Below are 14786 nucleotides of genomic sequence, written 5' to 3'. Positions count from 1 at the left end.
CTAGGATCAATCTCCGGATGAAAGGACCGCCTGTGAATACCGGAACGGTTGAGCGTTTGAAGATACCATATATCTCTGGTGGCCTGGCGGCAAAGGTGGTATAATCTCCGAAAAAAAGGTGAAAAGGTCACAGGTGAAAGAAGACATTGCCAAACTTCTGAGTCCACCGAGAAAGGCGAAGCTTCACGAGTCCATCGTGTCGCAGCTGAAGGGTCTCATTCATTCCAAGAAACTCGCGGTGGACGACAAGCTTCCCTCGGAACGGGAACTGGCGAACCTGTTCTCCGTGAGCCGTGTTGTGGTCAGGGAGTCCATCCAGGCCCTGGAGCAGGCCGGTCTGATCGAGATCAGGACGGGGCCTTCAGGTGGGGCGTTCGTGGTGCGGAACCTGCATAAACCCCTGGTGCACGCTGCCTCGGACATGTTCCATGGCGGGGAGCTCACACTGCAGTATTTCTACGAGGCGCGCAGGGCCATCGAGTGCGCCATAATCAGGCTGGCCGTCGAGAAGGCAAAGCCGAAAGACCTCAAGAGGCTCAGGCAGATCAATGCGAAGCTGTTAACGGAGATAGAGGAGAGGGACAGGTTGAGGGCCAACAACAGCGATTTCCACTTGGCCGTAGCCCAGATCGCGGGCAATCCGCTCCTGACCATGATGCTGCAGTCCATCCTTGAGCTTCTTGATATTGTCTATCCAAAGTCGATGCAGTCCGAGGAGTACATCAAGAACACCTACGCGCGTCATGACGCGATCATAGAAGCGATGGAACGGAAGGACCACGTCCGCTGCGACGAACTCATGGCGATAGACACGGAACATACGACGAGACTGACCACGTAAAAACATCCTTTTCCCGAAAATATTCCTTGACATGTGTTTTGAGTATGGTCCATAATTAGACATGGTCTATTGGTTAGTCCATCACACAATACGACAGTTTAGTCCAGGGAGGTCCGGCATGCCGGACCTCCTGCAGTCCATTCGCCACGGCGATGATACCAGGCCCGTGGAGTTCTCGGAGGAGGTAATATGAACTGGGAAGATGCGGTAACGCGAACGGGTCAGGTGATCGAATGGCCCTATCCTGTCAGGTACGATAAGCAGAACGATATCGATGTGGACGTCGTTGTGCTCGGTGGCGGGCCGGGCGGGTGCATGGCAGCCATCAGCGCCGCGAAGAAGGGATTGAAGGTTGCTCTTCTCGACAAAGCGTATCCGAAAAGGTCCGGCGGGGGGTCCGGTTTCGACCATTGGCTCAACACGCCGAACCCTGCATCGAAGGTCACCCCCGAGGACTGTGTGGAATGGGAGAGGATCACCTTCAAGGGGTACTCCAATTCCCTCTCCCGGTACATCGCGGCAAGAGAGGCATACGACACCCTTCTCGAGATAGAGAAGATGGGCGCGAAGGTGCGGGACCTCGACGACACGTTCAAAGGGGCTCCTTTCAGGGATGAGAAGACGAAATTCGTCTTTTGCTACGACTACGAGAACCGGTTCCAGTTCCGTGTCTGGGGCGCGACCTTCAAGCCGGCCATCTTCAATGAATGCCTTCAGCAGGGCGTGCAGGTCTTCGACAGGGTGGTGGCCACAAGCCTCCTGACGGAGGGAGGAAAGCAGGGCGCCCGCGTCGTCGGCGCCACGGCTATCAATATGCGGACCGGTGAGTTCTATGTCTTCAGGGCAAAGGCCACGATAAACGCCATGTCCTGCCACCAGGGAAGCTGGCGGTTCTCGACGGAGTCCATAGGCCTCGACACGTTCAAGCCGAATATAACGGGCGATGGGCCCGCCATCATGTGGAGGGCAGGCGTGGAGCTTGCCCAGATGGAGAGGAGCAGGGCCGCCATGCCGCCTGGATACGAGTATCCCTCCTACGGGACGGGCAACTGGTGGAACACATGGCACCCGGCAACGATCGTGGACGCGAACGGCAAGGAGGTCCCCTACGTGGATTCCGACGGCAACGTGGTGCCCGTGGAGAAGCGCTGCATTCCGAGGCCGGGGCAGAAGTTCATAGCCGAGCGGTCCCGGGACCCGCTCTACGCCAAGCCGACGATGCCGGCGGACCTCGCGGACCGCATCAGGAAAGGAGAGTTCGTCCTTCCCCTGTACGCCGACCTTGCGGGGATGCCCTGGTATGAAAGAGATGCGATATGGGGCCTCATGGTCGGGAACGAGGGGCGGACGAAGATCCCCGTCATCCTCAACTACGAGGCGGCGGGGTTCAATTCCCACCGGGACATGCTTCAGAACTACTTCACCTTGAGCGGTGAGCCTTACCCCAGCATGGACAGCACCATGGCCCTCGGGCCGTATCGCATGGAGGCCTTCGGCAACGGCGGAGAGGTCGTGGTCGACTGGGACTTGAGGACGAATCTCGAGGGTCTTTACGCGGTCGGCGACGCCATACTGGCGGGGAACTACTGGTACCACGCCTGCGCCACGGGAAGGTACGCGGGCAGGAAGGCGGCCGAATACGCGATGAAGCTTGAGGGACCGCCCGCCATCGACGCGGCCCAGGTGCGGCGCGAGCGGGAAAGGGTCTATGCCCCCACAAATAGGAAACCCGGCAAGGACTGGATCGACTGGAAAGAACTGCGTTTTGTCGGCGCCCGGGCCATGCAGAACTACTGCGGGGCCGTCAGGAACGAAGGGATGATGAAGACAGGCCTCAAATGGATCGGGGACATCAAGAACGAGCACTACCCCGAGACGTATGCAAGCAACCCGCACATACTTCTGCGTGTTCTGGAGACATACAATGTCCTGACCGTCGATGAGATCATACTTCAGGCCTGCATGGCCAGGAAGGCAAGCAGCGAGGTCCTCGGACACTTCCGCCAGGACTATCCCGAGATGGACCCCCCCGACTGGCACAAATGGATCACCATCAAGCAGGTCGACGGGGCAACGAAGACCGCCGGCCTCGCCCTCGATTTCCAGGGTGACCTTGCGGCGAACTATGAAGCGCATAACCCGACCTACAGGGGCTTTCTGAAAAAGAAGAAAGCGTGAGGAGCCAGGAGGCAAGGAGAATGAACGAAGAGAGATTGAAGAAAGATGGCGGCGCGGAGAAGTGCTACGCCTTTCCCAACAAACCCACTCCCAGCATGCCCGTGGTGATCGATGAGGAACGATGCACGGGATGCAACAAGTGCGTCACCATATGCACGACGGACGTGCTTGTCGCCAACCCCGAGAAGGGCAAGCCGCCCATCATCATGTACCCCGAGGAGTGTTGGTATGCGGCGTGCTGTGTCGGCGAGTGCCCCGAGGAATGTCTCACCATGCGGCATCCCCTCATGATGAGGGTCCATTTCAAGAACAAGGAAACAGGTGAGACAAAGCGGACGTGAGCGGGACGCGAGGATGCCGTTAGATAACATGGAGGCTGCTATGAGTGTAACACCGGAAGATGCCAGAGAGATGATAGAGGATGTCTTCGACTTCGACCACGTTGGAGACGAGATGACGGCGCTCAGGCGCGACCTTGGATCGGTTGCCGCGAAGGAGCAGCTTATCGATCGGTTGACAAGAGCCGCCGCTGAGGAAGAAGACGATGCGTCCGAGGAGACGCGGACCCTCCTCCTTGGCGCCGCGCGGGAACGCGTGGAGCGTTTCATAAAGGGGGTCAGTTATTCCCAGTCGGGTTGCAGCAAATCCTGACGGGTCGGGGAAAAGGCCTGTTGACAACCTATCACGCGTGAGGATCTATCTATGGCATGCAGACTTGTGATCATCGGGGGAGTCGCCGGGGGTGCCACCGCCGCGGCGCGGGCGCGCCGTCTCAGTGAGGACGCCGGGATCATCGTTTTTGAGCGCGGGGAGTACGTATCCTTCGCGAATTGCGGTCTCCCCTATTACATCGGAGACGTGATCGGGACCCGTGACGATCTGATGGTCACGACCCCGGAGGAATTCAGGGCACGATACCGCGTCGAGGTCAGGACCCTGTCCGACGTCCTTTCCATAGACAGGGCCGCCAGGGAGGTTGTCGTCAACGACGTCAGAACGGGAGAGGGTTACCGTGAACCTTATGACAGGATCATCCTTTCTCCCGGAGCTGAGCCTGTCAGTCTTCCCGCTGGATACGGCGCGTTCGACAACGTCTTCAGTCTCCGGAGCGTTCTCGATGCCGACAGGATCAAGTCGCAGGCGGACAGGAGCGGACCGGGGACGGCAGTGATCGTCGGCGCCGGTTTCATCGGTCTCGAGGTGGCGGAGAATCTCTCAAGAAAGGGTGTCAAGACCACCATCGTGGAGAGACTGCCCCAGGTGATGAACCACCTCGATCGCGAGATGGTCTCGGTGGTCCACGATCATCTTCGGGAGAACGGAGTGGACCTGCTGCTCGAACGGAGCATCTCCTCCGTGGCGGGGCGGAACACGGTGTCAGCGGTCCTGACGGACCGCGGCGAGGAGATCCCCTGTGACATGCTCGTTCTCTCGATGGGCATCCGGCCGGACATCAGGCTTGCCCGGGACTGCGGTCTGGCGATCGGCGATCTTGGAGGGATAAAGGTGAACCCGTTGATGATGACCTCCGACCCGGACATCTTCGCCGTCGGCGACGCCGTTGAGGTCAATGACCTCGTGAGCGGCTTCCCCGTGCTGACCGCACTTGCAGGCCCGGCCAACAAGCAGGGCAGGATAGCGGCGGACAACGCGCTGGGAAGAAGAACGGTGTACAGGGGTACCCTGGGGACTTCGATCGTGAAGATCTTCGGCCTCACGGTGTCGTCCACGGGTGCCAGCGAGAAGACGCTGCGTATGCGTCAGGTGCCGCATCTCGTCAGTTATACACATTCAAACTCGCACGCAGGATACTACCCCGGGGCCGAAATGATGACCATCAAGCTTATCTTCTCGCCGGGAAGCGGCCGGATCCTGGGAAGCCAGATAGTGGGAGGAACCGGGGTGGACAAGCGCATCGATGTGATGGCAACGGCCATTCGCGGTTCAATGACGGTCTTTGACCTCGAAGACATCGATCTGGCCTACGCGCCTCCGTTCTCTTCGGCCAGAGATCCCGTCAACATCGCCGGTTTCGTTGCCTCCAACATATTGAAGGGAGATCACGAGGTGGTCCACGCCGGGGATCTGAAGGATATCGGGGAGAACACTGTCCTTCTGGACTTAAGGGACATGGAAGACCTGATGAGGAGTTCCCCGATAGAGGGGGCCGTACACGTCCCCCTCGGGCGGTTGAGAAAGAAGATGGAGAAGCTGGACAGGGAAAAGCTTTACATCACGTACTGTGAGGTTGGAACGCGGTCGTACGCGGGTCATCGGGTCCTGGCGCAGAGAGGTTTCAAGTCGAAGAACCTCAGCGGCGGCTACAAAACGTACACGGCCACCATGAGAGGACATTGATATTCGGCACCCCCAGGGCGTGTTCCTTCCCAAGGAGTATCTTTAACGAACCTGACGGGCCGGGAGCGGCAATCGCTCACTTTCCAGGAACCTTATCGGTCCGGTATGCCGGAACCCCGCTGGCTCCCATTGCTCCGGATCACTATCTCGCCTCTGCCCGGCCGTCATAACCCGGAGAGGGCAGTCCATGGCCCGATCACCACGCGGTTTCCGCTGTCGCCTGCGGTCTCGAGCCCATCACTGCGCGGGGATTGTCTTCTTGACTTTTCCTCCTGTCCGGCGCACCATAAGGAATGAAAGACCCTGCGAGCGCCGCTTCACGGACAACGTTCTTCCGTTGGCTCTTCCTTCGTTTCTGTTTCCTGATGGTTTTTACGCTCGTTCCCTTTTTGCTCGTTGTTTCAGCACCGGACCTTCCCGTCGTCAGCGTCATTTTCTTCGATGCGAAAGACCGCGAACTCTGCCGTTTTGAGGCGGAGCCGGCGGTGACGCCCGAGCAGCAGGCGCAGGGGCTGATGTTCCGAACATCCCTGCGCAGGCGCACGGGTATGCTTTTCTTTCATGACCGCGACGACATGCAGAATTTCTGGATGAAAAACACGTACATCCCCCTTGACCTCATCTTCATCAACGGACGGTACGAGGTCGTCCATGTTCACCGGGGGGCGCGCCCGCATGACGAAAGGAACATAAGCTCCCGGTATCCCGCCCGGTACATCCTGGAAGTGAACGCGGGCGAGGCGAAGGAGTGTGCCGTCGCGCGGGGTGTCAGGGTCCGTTTCGACAGGGCCTCTGCCGAACGCTGACGCGGCGAGGCCGGGTGAACCCCCGCTTTTCCACAACAGTTGTGGATTTCCTGTTGACAAGTTGTGGAAACACGCGGTCAACTTCATGATGCCAAACGACTTTGCTCTTTTTGCCCTCTCACCGTGCATGATGAAAAGAGGAATCATTTCAGCGCCTATAGAAATTATTCACAGATCTGATGCCTTTCCGTAATGGCCCGGTCCGGGATGTTTTTGGCCAATCATTTACGGGGGTTCGGCCGGCACCTCCCGGCACCGCCCCGTATCTCAGCGAAATCATTCACTGCAAATAACAAGCGACAGAAGATGAGGAATGAAGGAGAACCGCATCTCATACGTCCTATATGTCCTATGCGTCCTATCGGTCCTATCCGTTCCTATACGTCCCATGAAAGGCCTGCCCCCTATCGCCTTTTCTCTTTCCCGATCAGGCTCCCTGCCGACAAAAGTGTTGACATACGACGCCTTAAGCGGGTAAAATCTTTGTCTTTAAAGGAACTCAAAGAAGTTCGGACAAGGTCAGGAGGTCACAAATGGCAAGGGTCTGTGAGATCTGTGGAAAAGGAAAACAAATCGGTCACAACGTGAGTCACGCGAACAACAAGACCAAGCGGGAATGGCGGCCGAACCTGCAGACCGTCCGCATCGTGAAGAACGGCGAAACCCTCAAGGCAAGACTCTGCACGAAGTGCATCAAGAAGGGCAACTTCCAAAAAGCAGTATAGTGAAGACAGGTGATGGGTTATAGGTAATGGGTAATAGGAAAGACATTGCCTATAATCCGAGGCCGTCCGTCCATCTTCTATTCCCCGCACGCTGACAAAGATAATAGCTTACAGGCCGCAGGTACTTGGCCTTTTTTCCCCATGACCTATTACCTATGACCCATGACCCGAATTAGGTTATACTCCTCATCCTGTCGACGGAGCGCACTCCCTTTATCTTCTGTATGGATTTCATGACCTTCTGGAGCTGCGACATGTGCTCGATCTCGACCTCGTAGATCCCTGCCGCCGATCTGTCGGGATAGGTCATCGCCGAGGCGCTGAGGATGTTGACCTTGTTGGCGGCAATGACGCTCGAGATGTCGGAGAGGAGACCCTTGCGGTCATTTCCCGTCACCTTGAACCTCACGGGGAAGGTGTAGTCCTTGCTGAGCTGCCAGCTCACCTCCACCTTGCGCTGCTCGTCATAGGTGTGGACGTTCGGGCAATCCTCGACGTGCACGGTGAGGCCGCGACCCCTGGTTATGAAACCGATGATGTTGTCGCCGGGAATGGGATTGCAGCACCTCGCGAAACGTATGACGAGCCCGTCTATGCCCTTGATCTTTATCGCGTTGTCACGCCCTTTTTTCAGGGAGTGGATGATGGTCTTGATCTTCCCCGCCGGTTTTTCCTCCTCGGGGATGATCTTGTTGAGTACCTGCAGCGGAGTGTACAGTCCATAGCCCACGCTGGCAAAGAGATCGTCGACGTTCTCGAAGCTGAAATCTTTGGCAAGGGGCAGGAGATCGCCGCTCTTGAGGAGCCGGGAGAAGCTCATCGAATGCTTGCCCAGTTCCTTGTCGAGAAGGCTGCGGCCAAGCTCGATGCTCTTTTCCCGTTGTTCCGTCTTTATCCACTGCCTGATCTTCGTCTTCGCCTTGGAGGTCGATACGAAGCTCAGCCAGTCCTTGCTCGGCTTGTGAGCGGGGCTCGTCATGATCTCCACGGTGTCGCCGCTCTTCAAGGTGTAGCGAAGGGGCACCAGCTTTCCGTTCACCTTGGCGCCGACGCACCGGTGACCCAACTCCGAATGGATCGCGTAGGCGAAATCGACGGGAGTCGCTCCCTTGGGGAGCTCTCTCACGTCGCCGTTCGGCGTGAAGACGTATACCTCGTCGGGGAAGAGGTCGATCTTGAAGATCTCCATGAACTCCTTGTTGTCCTTGAGTTCCTGCTGCCACTCGATGATCCGGCGCAGCCACGCGAAGATCTTGTCCTCCTTGGGATTGAAGACCTTGCCTTCCTTGTATTTCCAGTGGGCCGCGATCCCTTCCTCCGCCAAGCGGTGCATCTCCCTGGTCCTTATCTGTATCTCGACCTTCTCGCCGTGGGGACCCATGATCTTGGTGTGCAGAGACTGGTACATGTTGGCCTTCGGGAGGGCGATATAGTCGCTGAACTTTCCCGGTATCGGCTTGTAGGCGGCGTGGATGATGCCGAGCGCCTCGTAGCACTCCTTGATCGTGTCGACGACCACCCGGAAGGCAATGATGTCGTAGATGTCGTCGATGTTGAGCCCCTCCAGTGACATCTTGCGGTAGATGCTGTAGAGATGCTTCGCCCGCCCGAATATGTCGGCGTTTACATGGAACTCATCGAGTTTCTGGCGCAAAAGCCCGATGACCTCATTGATGTAGGCCTCGCGTTCCCTCTTTTTCTGAGCGATATTGTCGGCGATGAGCCTGTACTCCGTTGGTTTGAGGTACTTGAAGGCCGCGTCCTCCAGCTCGGCCCTGAGCCACTCTATCCCCAGCCTGTGCGCGAGCGGCGCGTATATCTCGAAGGTTTCCCTGGCGATCTCGATCTGTTTCTCCGCCGACAGGAAGTTCAGGGTCTGCATGTTATGGTAGCGGTCCGCGAGCTTGACGAGGATGACCCGTATGTCCTTGCTCATGGCCAGGATCATCTTGCGGAAGTTCTCGACGCGGGACTCCTCCGACGTCTTGAGGGGGATCTTGCTGATCTTTGTCACGCCGTCGACGAGCTCGGCTATCTCCTTGCCGAAGTACTCCTCGATCTCTTTCTTGTCCACGTAGGAGTCTTCAATGGTGTCATGGAGGAGGCCCGAGACGATGCTCGGGATATCGAGGTTCATCTTCGTCAGTGTGTACGCCGTTTCGAGGGGGTGTATGAGGTACGGTTCTCCTGACAGGCGCACCTGTCCCTTGTGCGCCTTTGCCGAGAAGATGTATGCCTTCTGGAGCAACTCGACATCGGCGTCGGGGTTATACTTCAGGACCTCGTCGACGATGTCATTAAAGCGTATCATGTGTCGTCCCGTCTAAGTTCGACTGGCGGGGCGGTGTTGCGGGTGGGGGTCTCTTCACGGAAGGATGCACCGGCATCTTTTTGTTTGTCTGCCTGGCTGTGTACGGAGGGTATGTCTGATCGCATGTCTTCCCTGACCCTTATATTACCTTATGCGGTGCGAAATGACAACGGGTAATGAAGAGCGGTTTCAGGGGGTTCGGGAAGGTTCCTGCTTCAGGGTTCGAGGGTGGCGCTGTCTCCCCGGGCCGCAGCCCCGAGACCCTTGCCGGACCCGCGGAAGGCCTTCCTCCTGTCAAGGATCTCCGCCAGGAGAGGGATGAGCAGGGAGCCAAAGGGCATGACAAATATTGCCAGGGCGGGGACGTAGTACGACAGATGCTTGAGATGCATCCTGAGAAGCTTTTTCTCTTCCCTTGTCCACTTCAGCCGGGTGTTTCTCGGCTTCATGAGCAGGCGCATGAAGCCGGTTATCTTTTCGGCTTCGTGGAGAAGGAGTGCCTTATGATTTGCAGCCATTCTGTGGAACTGGTATTGTATCGCATTGATCACGGAACGCACCATGTGGTTCTCTCTCCGCCTTCCGGGGTATGATGGTTGTCCCGGTCCTTATCCTGCCGCATGAGGATCGAACGGTCCGGGTCCATGTTTCACTTTTATTATCGGCGCATTTCCTATACTATTAATCATGCCTGAAAGCACTTCACAGCCGGAAATACGGGCCCAGGTGGAACGAATCACATATTACAACGAAGAGAATCATTATACCATAGCGAAAGTGAAGGTCGACGGAAGAAATTCCCAGGTCACCGTTGTCGGTACTCTCCATTCCGTGGTTCCCGGAGAGGTGCTTCGGCTCAAAGGCGGTTGGGAGGTCCATCCCCGGTGGGGCGAACAGTTCAGGATAACATCTTATGAGACCCTCATGCCCGCTACCGTCAAAGGGATAGAACGGTACCTCGGTTCGGGCATGATAAAGGGCATAGGGCCCGTCATGGCCAAAAGACTCGTGGCGCGCTTCCGGGAAACGACGCTCGATGTCATCGACACCGATATGGACAGGCTTCGCGAGGTCCCCGGCATCGGGCGGAAACGCATCGACATGATACGGAAGGCCTGGGAGGAACAGAAAGAGGTTCGCAATGTCATGGTCTTTCTCCAGGGCAACGGTGTCAGCCCATCCTATGCCGCCAGGATCTACCGTTTCTACGGAGGGGACGCGGTCAGGGTGGTGAGCGAGAATCCCTACAGGTTGGCGGTCGACATATTCGGCATAGGCTTTCTCACGGCCGACAGCATAGCCGGGAAGCTGGGCATCGGGAAGGAAGCGCCTCTGAGGATCGAAACGGGGATCCTCTACGTGCTGGGACAGCTCGCGAGCGAAGGCCACCTTTTTTTCCCCCGCGACCTCCTCGTGGAGAGATGTGCCGAAGTGCTCGAGGTCGACAGGGAGAAGATCCCCCAGGCCCTTTCAAGTCTGGCAGCGCAGAGAAAGGTGATCCTCGACGAACCGGGGCAGCTCTCCGGAGGAGCGGCGAGATACCGGGACGGGACCGTATACCTCGCACCGCTTCATGTTTCGGAGAAGGGAACTGCCGAACTCCTTGCCAGGCTTGCCGCCCATCCCAGGCAGATGCGCCTTATCAATGTCGAGGAAGCCTTGAAGTGGGTCGAAGGGACCCAGGGGATCTCTTTTTCCTCGCGACAGCTCGAGGCGGTCCGGGCTTCCCTGGAGCAAAAGGTTCTTGTCATAACGGGAGGTCCCGGAACGGGAAAGACGACCATAATAAAGGGCATCATAGCCATCGCCGGCAAGACGGGACAGAAGGTGCTGCTGGCGGCCCCCACGGGCAGGGCGGCCAAGAGGATGACAGAGACCACCGGGGCCGAGGCGAGGACCATACACCGTCTGCTGGAGTACGGTCCCGGGAGTTCATCGCCCGAGGGGGGATTCAAGCGCAACGAATCGAACCCGCTCGACGCGGGGCTCATCATCATCGACGAGGCATCCATGGTCGACATCCCCCTCATGTACCACCTTCTGAAGGCGGTGCCCCCGCAGGCGACCCTCGTTCTCGTCGGTGACGTGGACCAGCTTCCCTCCGTGGGTCCCGGAAGCGTCCTCAAGGACATCATCTCCTCGGGGTGCGTGGGATGTGTGCGGCTGAGCGAGATATTCCGGCAATCGACAACGAGCATGATCATCGTCAACGCCCATCGCATAAACGCCGGCGAAATGCCCTTTTTTGAAAAGCACGCCGGACAGGGCCGTGATTTCTTCTTTGTCGATATCGGGGACCCCGACGAGGTCCTGCAATATGTCGTCGGTCTTTGCCGGGATGTGATACCTTCGCGTTTCGGCCTTCACCCGGTGAAGGACATCCAGGTCCTCACGCCCATGCACCGCGGAGTGGTGGGAGTGTCGAACATGAACGCGCGGCTCCAGGAGGTGCTGAACGGCTGCACTGACGGGATCTCCCGGGGAGGCAGGTTCTTCAAGATGGGCGACAAGGTCCTCCAGACGCGGAACAATTACGAAAAGGACGTGTACAATGGAGATATCGGAACCGTGATCGCCATGGACAGGGAGGTGCAGGAACTCAGCATCGATTTCGAAGGGAAGGTCGTGTCCTACGATTTCAGCGAACTGGATGAGCTCATCCTGGCCTACGCTATCTCCGTCCACAAATCCCAGGGAAGCGAGTATCCCGCCGTGGTGATGCCTGTCCTGACGCAGCATTACCTCCTTCTCCAAAGGAACCTTCTCTACACGGCCATCACGCGGGGCAGAAAGCTGGTCTATCTCGTCGGGACGAGGAAGGCCCTTTCCATCGCGGTCCGCAACGACACGCCCCACAGAAGATACACGCTCCTCGCGGAGAGACTGAGAGAGGCAAAGACGGTCCCAGGTCTCAGGTCCCAGGTCCCAGGCTAAAGACAGGAAAGACCGTTTCAGGTCCCAGGTTTCACGTTTCAGGAAAAAGACAAAAAACATTCGCTCCAACAAGTTTTTGCCGCACTAGTCAGTAATTGTGTTGACAGCCGGTTCTCTTCCACGGTTTTTCTAATGAAACCTGAAACCTGAAACCTGAAACCTGAAACCGCCTTTCTTGTCATCATACATTCACTTTCCCCGTCTACGAAAACAGGACATCAGAATCATTCCTTCGGTGACAGACACGTCACCGGCTATCCCCTAAAATTGTAGAGACCCGGGCGGAAGCATTGCCCTGTGCACGCGGGCGGCCAGGGGAACGAAGAGACGGGGGCGAGGGGATGATATGGCGATCAAGAGAAGGGTGAGGGACTTGAGGCGAACGCGCTGTTTCTGTGCCTGGTGCGGCAGGGAGCGGAAGAGAGATGGCGCCTGGGAAAGGTCCGAGGTGAATGCGAAGGAAATGCCGCTCGCCGTGGTGACCCATGGCATCTGTCCGGACTGCGCCCGCAAGCTGCTTGGCGTCAGGACCCGGGACAAAATGGCAAAGAGAGCGGACTGACGCCGGGTGTGGCATTTGTCGTGACAAACGATGACGGGCAGGCCGAGAAAGTACGACACGATTATTATCGCCGAAGTGACAGACATGACGTCATGCCCGTTGTAGTGTACTTGTAGGCATTCTTCCGGCTCCTGTCAGGGGCGGGGCGCGGGACGGGGAGAGCCGGAAGGTTCGGCCCCGTCATGAAGGGGAAGTGCCGGACGAGGGACGTGGAGGTGGTGGAGCGATGTGCGGGATAGTCGGATATGAAGGCGGTCGGCAGGCCTGCGAGATACTCATTGACGCATTGAGCAGGCTTGAATACAGGGGGTATGATTCCGCCGGGATAGCCCTGCTGGGAGAGGGGGCCATCCACATCGAGAGAAGAAAGGGAAAGGTCGAAGAGCTCAGGAAGATCGTGAGCGGTGCCGCCCTCAAGGGGAGCATCGGCCTCGCCCACACACGCTGGGCGACGCACGGGGTGCCTTCCGAGAGAAATGCCCACCCCCACAGGGCAGGCGACGTAGTGGTGGTGCACAACGGGATCGTCGAGAACTACCTCGAACTGAAGGAGCGGCTCAAAAAGGCGGGCCACGTTTTCATGTCCGATACCGATACGGAGGTCATCCCCCACCTCATTGCCGACTACGCGCAGAAGGGCAGGGATTTCACCGACTCCGTCCGCCTCGCGCTCAAGGAGCTTAAAGGGTCCTGGGCGATCGGTGTCCTGAAGGAGTCCGAAAGGACCCTGGTGGCCGCCAAGAATCAAAGCCCCCTCATCGTGGGGATAGGTGACGGGGAGTACTTCATCGCCAGTGATATTCCGGCCATCATCAACAGGACGGACAGGTTCGTTTTCCTCGAAGACAACGACATGGCCATATTCAAAGGCCGCAGCATGCGGCTTATCAACGTGGACGGCGAGGACGTCGTCCGGGAGGTCCGGCAGGTACGCTGGGCCACCGCAATGGCGGAAAAGGGCGGATACCGCCATTTCATGCTGAAGGAGATCTTCGAGCAGCCCCGCGCGATATCGGACACCCTTCTCGGGAGGGCGCGAGAGGAAGAGGGCGAGGTGGAGTTCGAGGGAATGGAGCTACCGGACCTCGCCGGATCGCGGAAGATCTGGATGGTGGCATGCGGCACGTCCCATCACGCCTGCATGATCGGTAAACACATGATAGAAACGAACCTGAGGATCCCTGTCGAGACGGATGTGGCCTCGGAGTTCCGGTACAGGGATCCCATCGTGTCGCCCGGCGACCTGTTCATTGCCGTGTCCCAGTCGGGCGAGACGGCTGACACGATCGCGGCGATGAGGGAGGCGAGGTCGCGGGGCGCGTCAACCTTGTCCATATGCAATGTTCTCGGAAGCACACTGGCCCGGGAGGCCGACAATGTCGTCTTCACCCATGCCGGCCCGGAGATAGGGGTCGCCTCAACGAAGGCTTTCACCACGCAGATCGCCGTCATGTTCCTGCTCATGCTCCATATCGGGAGAAAGTTGGGGACCCTCGATTGCCAGGATGTCAGGGAACGTCTTCAGGAGATACGGACGGTCCCCCGGAAGGTGCAGAGCGTTCTCGATTCGGCGCGGTGCGTCGAAGCCGCGGCGGGAAGATACATGTCATTCAGGAACTTCCTTTTCCTGGGAAGGGGCATCAACTTTCCGACGGCGCTCGAGGGAGCCCTCAAACTCAAGGAGATCTCGTACATACATGCCGAGGCCCACGCGGCGGGCGAGATGAAACACGGACCCATCGCGCTCATCGACGAGGGTATGCCGGTTGTCTGTGTCTCCCCGTCGGACAGGACCTGCAAGAAGACCTGTGGCAACATGGAAGAGGTGCTGGCACGAAAAGGCAGCGTCCTGCTCGTCAGCGACGACGAGGCCCACGAGATGGCGGCAAGGGCGTCGGAGGTGATTACGGTGCCTCGAACGGTCTACGAGCTGCAGCCGATCCTTTCCATGGTGCCCCTCCAGTTGCTCGCGTATCATATCGCGGACCTTTTGGGCATGGATGTCGACCAGCCCCGCAATCTTGCGAAAAGCGTGACGGTGGAGTGATGACATGACCGGGAGAACATGTCC

General features: G+C 58.0%; 12 protein-coding genes. 10 read left to right on the top strand and 2 right to left on the bottom strand.

Going from position 1 to position 14786, the window contains the following annotated elements:
- Nucleotides 1-133 precede the first annotated feature (133 nt).
- From GXX82_07355 to GXX82_07325, 7 genes are all read left to right on the top strand, one after another.
- The gene (locus GXX82_07355) at nucleotides 134-841 is read left to right on the top strand and encodes a FadR family transcriptional regulator (protein ID NLT22847.1); all 708 of its coding nucleotides are present in this window, start codon (nucleotides 134-136) and stop codon (nucleotides 839-841) included.
- Between the two features lie 189 nt (nucleotides 842-1030).
- Nucleotides 1031-3019 (top strand): FAD-binding protein, encoded by a 1989-nt coding sequence (locus tag GXX82_07350; protein NLT22846.1) that lies wholly within the window; start codon nucleotides 1031-1033, stop codon nucleotides 3017-3019.
- A 95-nt stretch (nucleotides 3020-3114) separates the two neighbouring features.
- Nucleotides 3115-3360, top strand: coding sequence for a ferredoxin family protein (locus GXX82_07345; protein NLT22845.1), 246 nt, complete (start codon nucleotides 3115-3117; stop codon nucleotides 3358-3360).
- 40 nt (nucleotides 3361-3400) lie between these two features.
- Nucleotides 3401-3670 carry a hypothetical protein gene (locus GXX82_07340; GenBank protein ID NLT22844.1) on the top strand — a complete coding sequence of 90 codons (270 nt, stop codon included), beginning with the start codon at nucleotides 3401-3403 and terminating at the stop codon, nucleotides 3668-3670.
- A 51-nt stretch (nucleotides 3671-3721) separates the two neighbouring features.
- Nucleotides 3722-5377: an FAD-dependent oxidoreductase gene (locus GXX82_07335; GenBank protein NLT22843.1), complete on the top strand. Its 1656-nt coding sequence runs from the start codon at nucleotides 3722-3724 to the stop codon at nucleotides 5375-5377.
- Nucleotides 5378-5670: 293 nt separating this feature from the next.
- On the top strand, nucleotides 5671-6183 hold the full coding sequence (locus tag GXX82_07330; protein NLT22842.1) for a DUF192 domain-containing protein: 513 nt from the start codon (nucleotides 5671-5673) through the stop codon (nucleotides 6181-6183).
- Between the two features lie 533 nt (nucleotides 6184-6716).
- On the top strand, nucleotides 6717-6908 hold the full coding sequence (locus tag GXX82_07325; GenBank protein NLT22841.1) for a 50S ribosomal protein L28: 192 nt from the start codon (nucleotides 6717-6719) through the stop codon (nucleotides 6906-6908).
- Between the two features lie 172 nt (nucleotides 6909-7080).
- On the opposite strand, the gene GXX82_07320 is transcribed toward GXX82_07325, so the two are convergent.
- Complete coding sequence (locus tag GXX82_07320; GenBank protein NLT22840.1) at nucleotides 7081-9219, bottom strand: bifunctional (p)ppGpp synthetase/guanosine-3',5'-bis(diphosphate) 3'-pyrophosphohydrolase; 2139 nt, start codon at nucleotides 9217-9219, stop codon at nucleotides 7081-7083.
- A gap of 215 nt (nucleotides 9220-9434) precedes the next feature.
- A complete protein-coding gene (locus GXX82_07315) occupies nucleotides 9435-9782 on the bottom strand; it encodes a hypothetical protein (protein NLT22839.1) in 348 nt (115 codons plus the stop codon).
- A gap of 124 nt (nucleotides 9783-9906) precedes the next feature.
- Here GXX82_07315 and GXX82_07310 point away from each other — a divergent pair, with 124 nt between their 5' ends.
- From GXX82_07310 to glmS, 3 genes are all read left to right on the top strand, one after another.
- A complete protein-coding gene (locus GXX82_07310; protein NLT22838.1) occupies nucleotides 9907-12153 on the top strand; it encodes an ATP-dependent RecD-like DNA helicase in 2247 nt (748 codons plus the stop codon).
- 346 nt (nucleotides 12154-12499) lie between these two features.
- A complete protein-coding gene (locus tag GXX82_07305; protein NLT22837.1) occupies nucleotides 12500-12715 on the top strand; it encodes a hypothetical protein in 216 nt (71 codons plus the stop codon).
- Between the two features lie 226 nt (nucleotides 12716-12941).
- Nucleotides 12942-14762 carry a glutamine--fructose-6-phosphate transaminase (isomerizing) gene (glmS, locus tag GXX82_07300; protein ID NLT22836.1) on the top strand — a complete coding sequence of 607 codons (1821 nt, stop codon included), beginning with the start codon at nucleotides 12942-12944 and terminating at the stop codon, nucleotides 14760-14762.
- Nucleotides 14763-14786 lie beyond the last annotated feature (24 nt).

Source organism: Syntrophorhabdus sp. (assembly GCA_012719415.1).
In the GTDB taxonomy this organism is placed as follows: domain Bacteria; phylum Desulfobacterota; class Syntrophorhabdia; order Syntrophorhabdales; family Syntrophorhabdaceae; genus Delta-02.
This window is presented reverse-complemented; position numbering and strand designations above follow the sequence as displayed.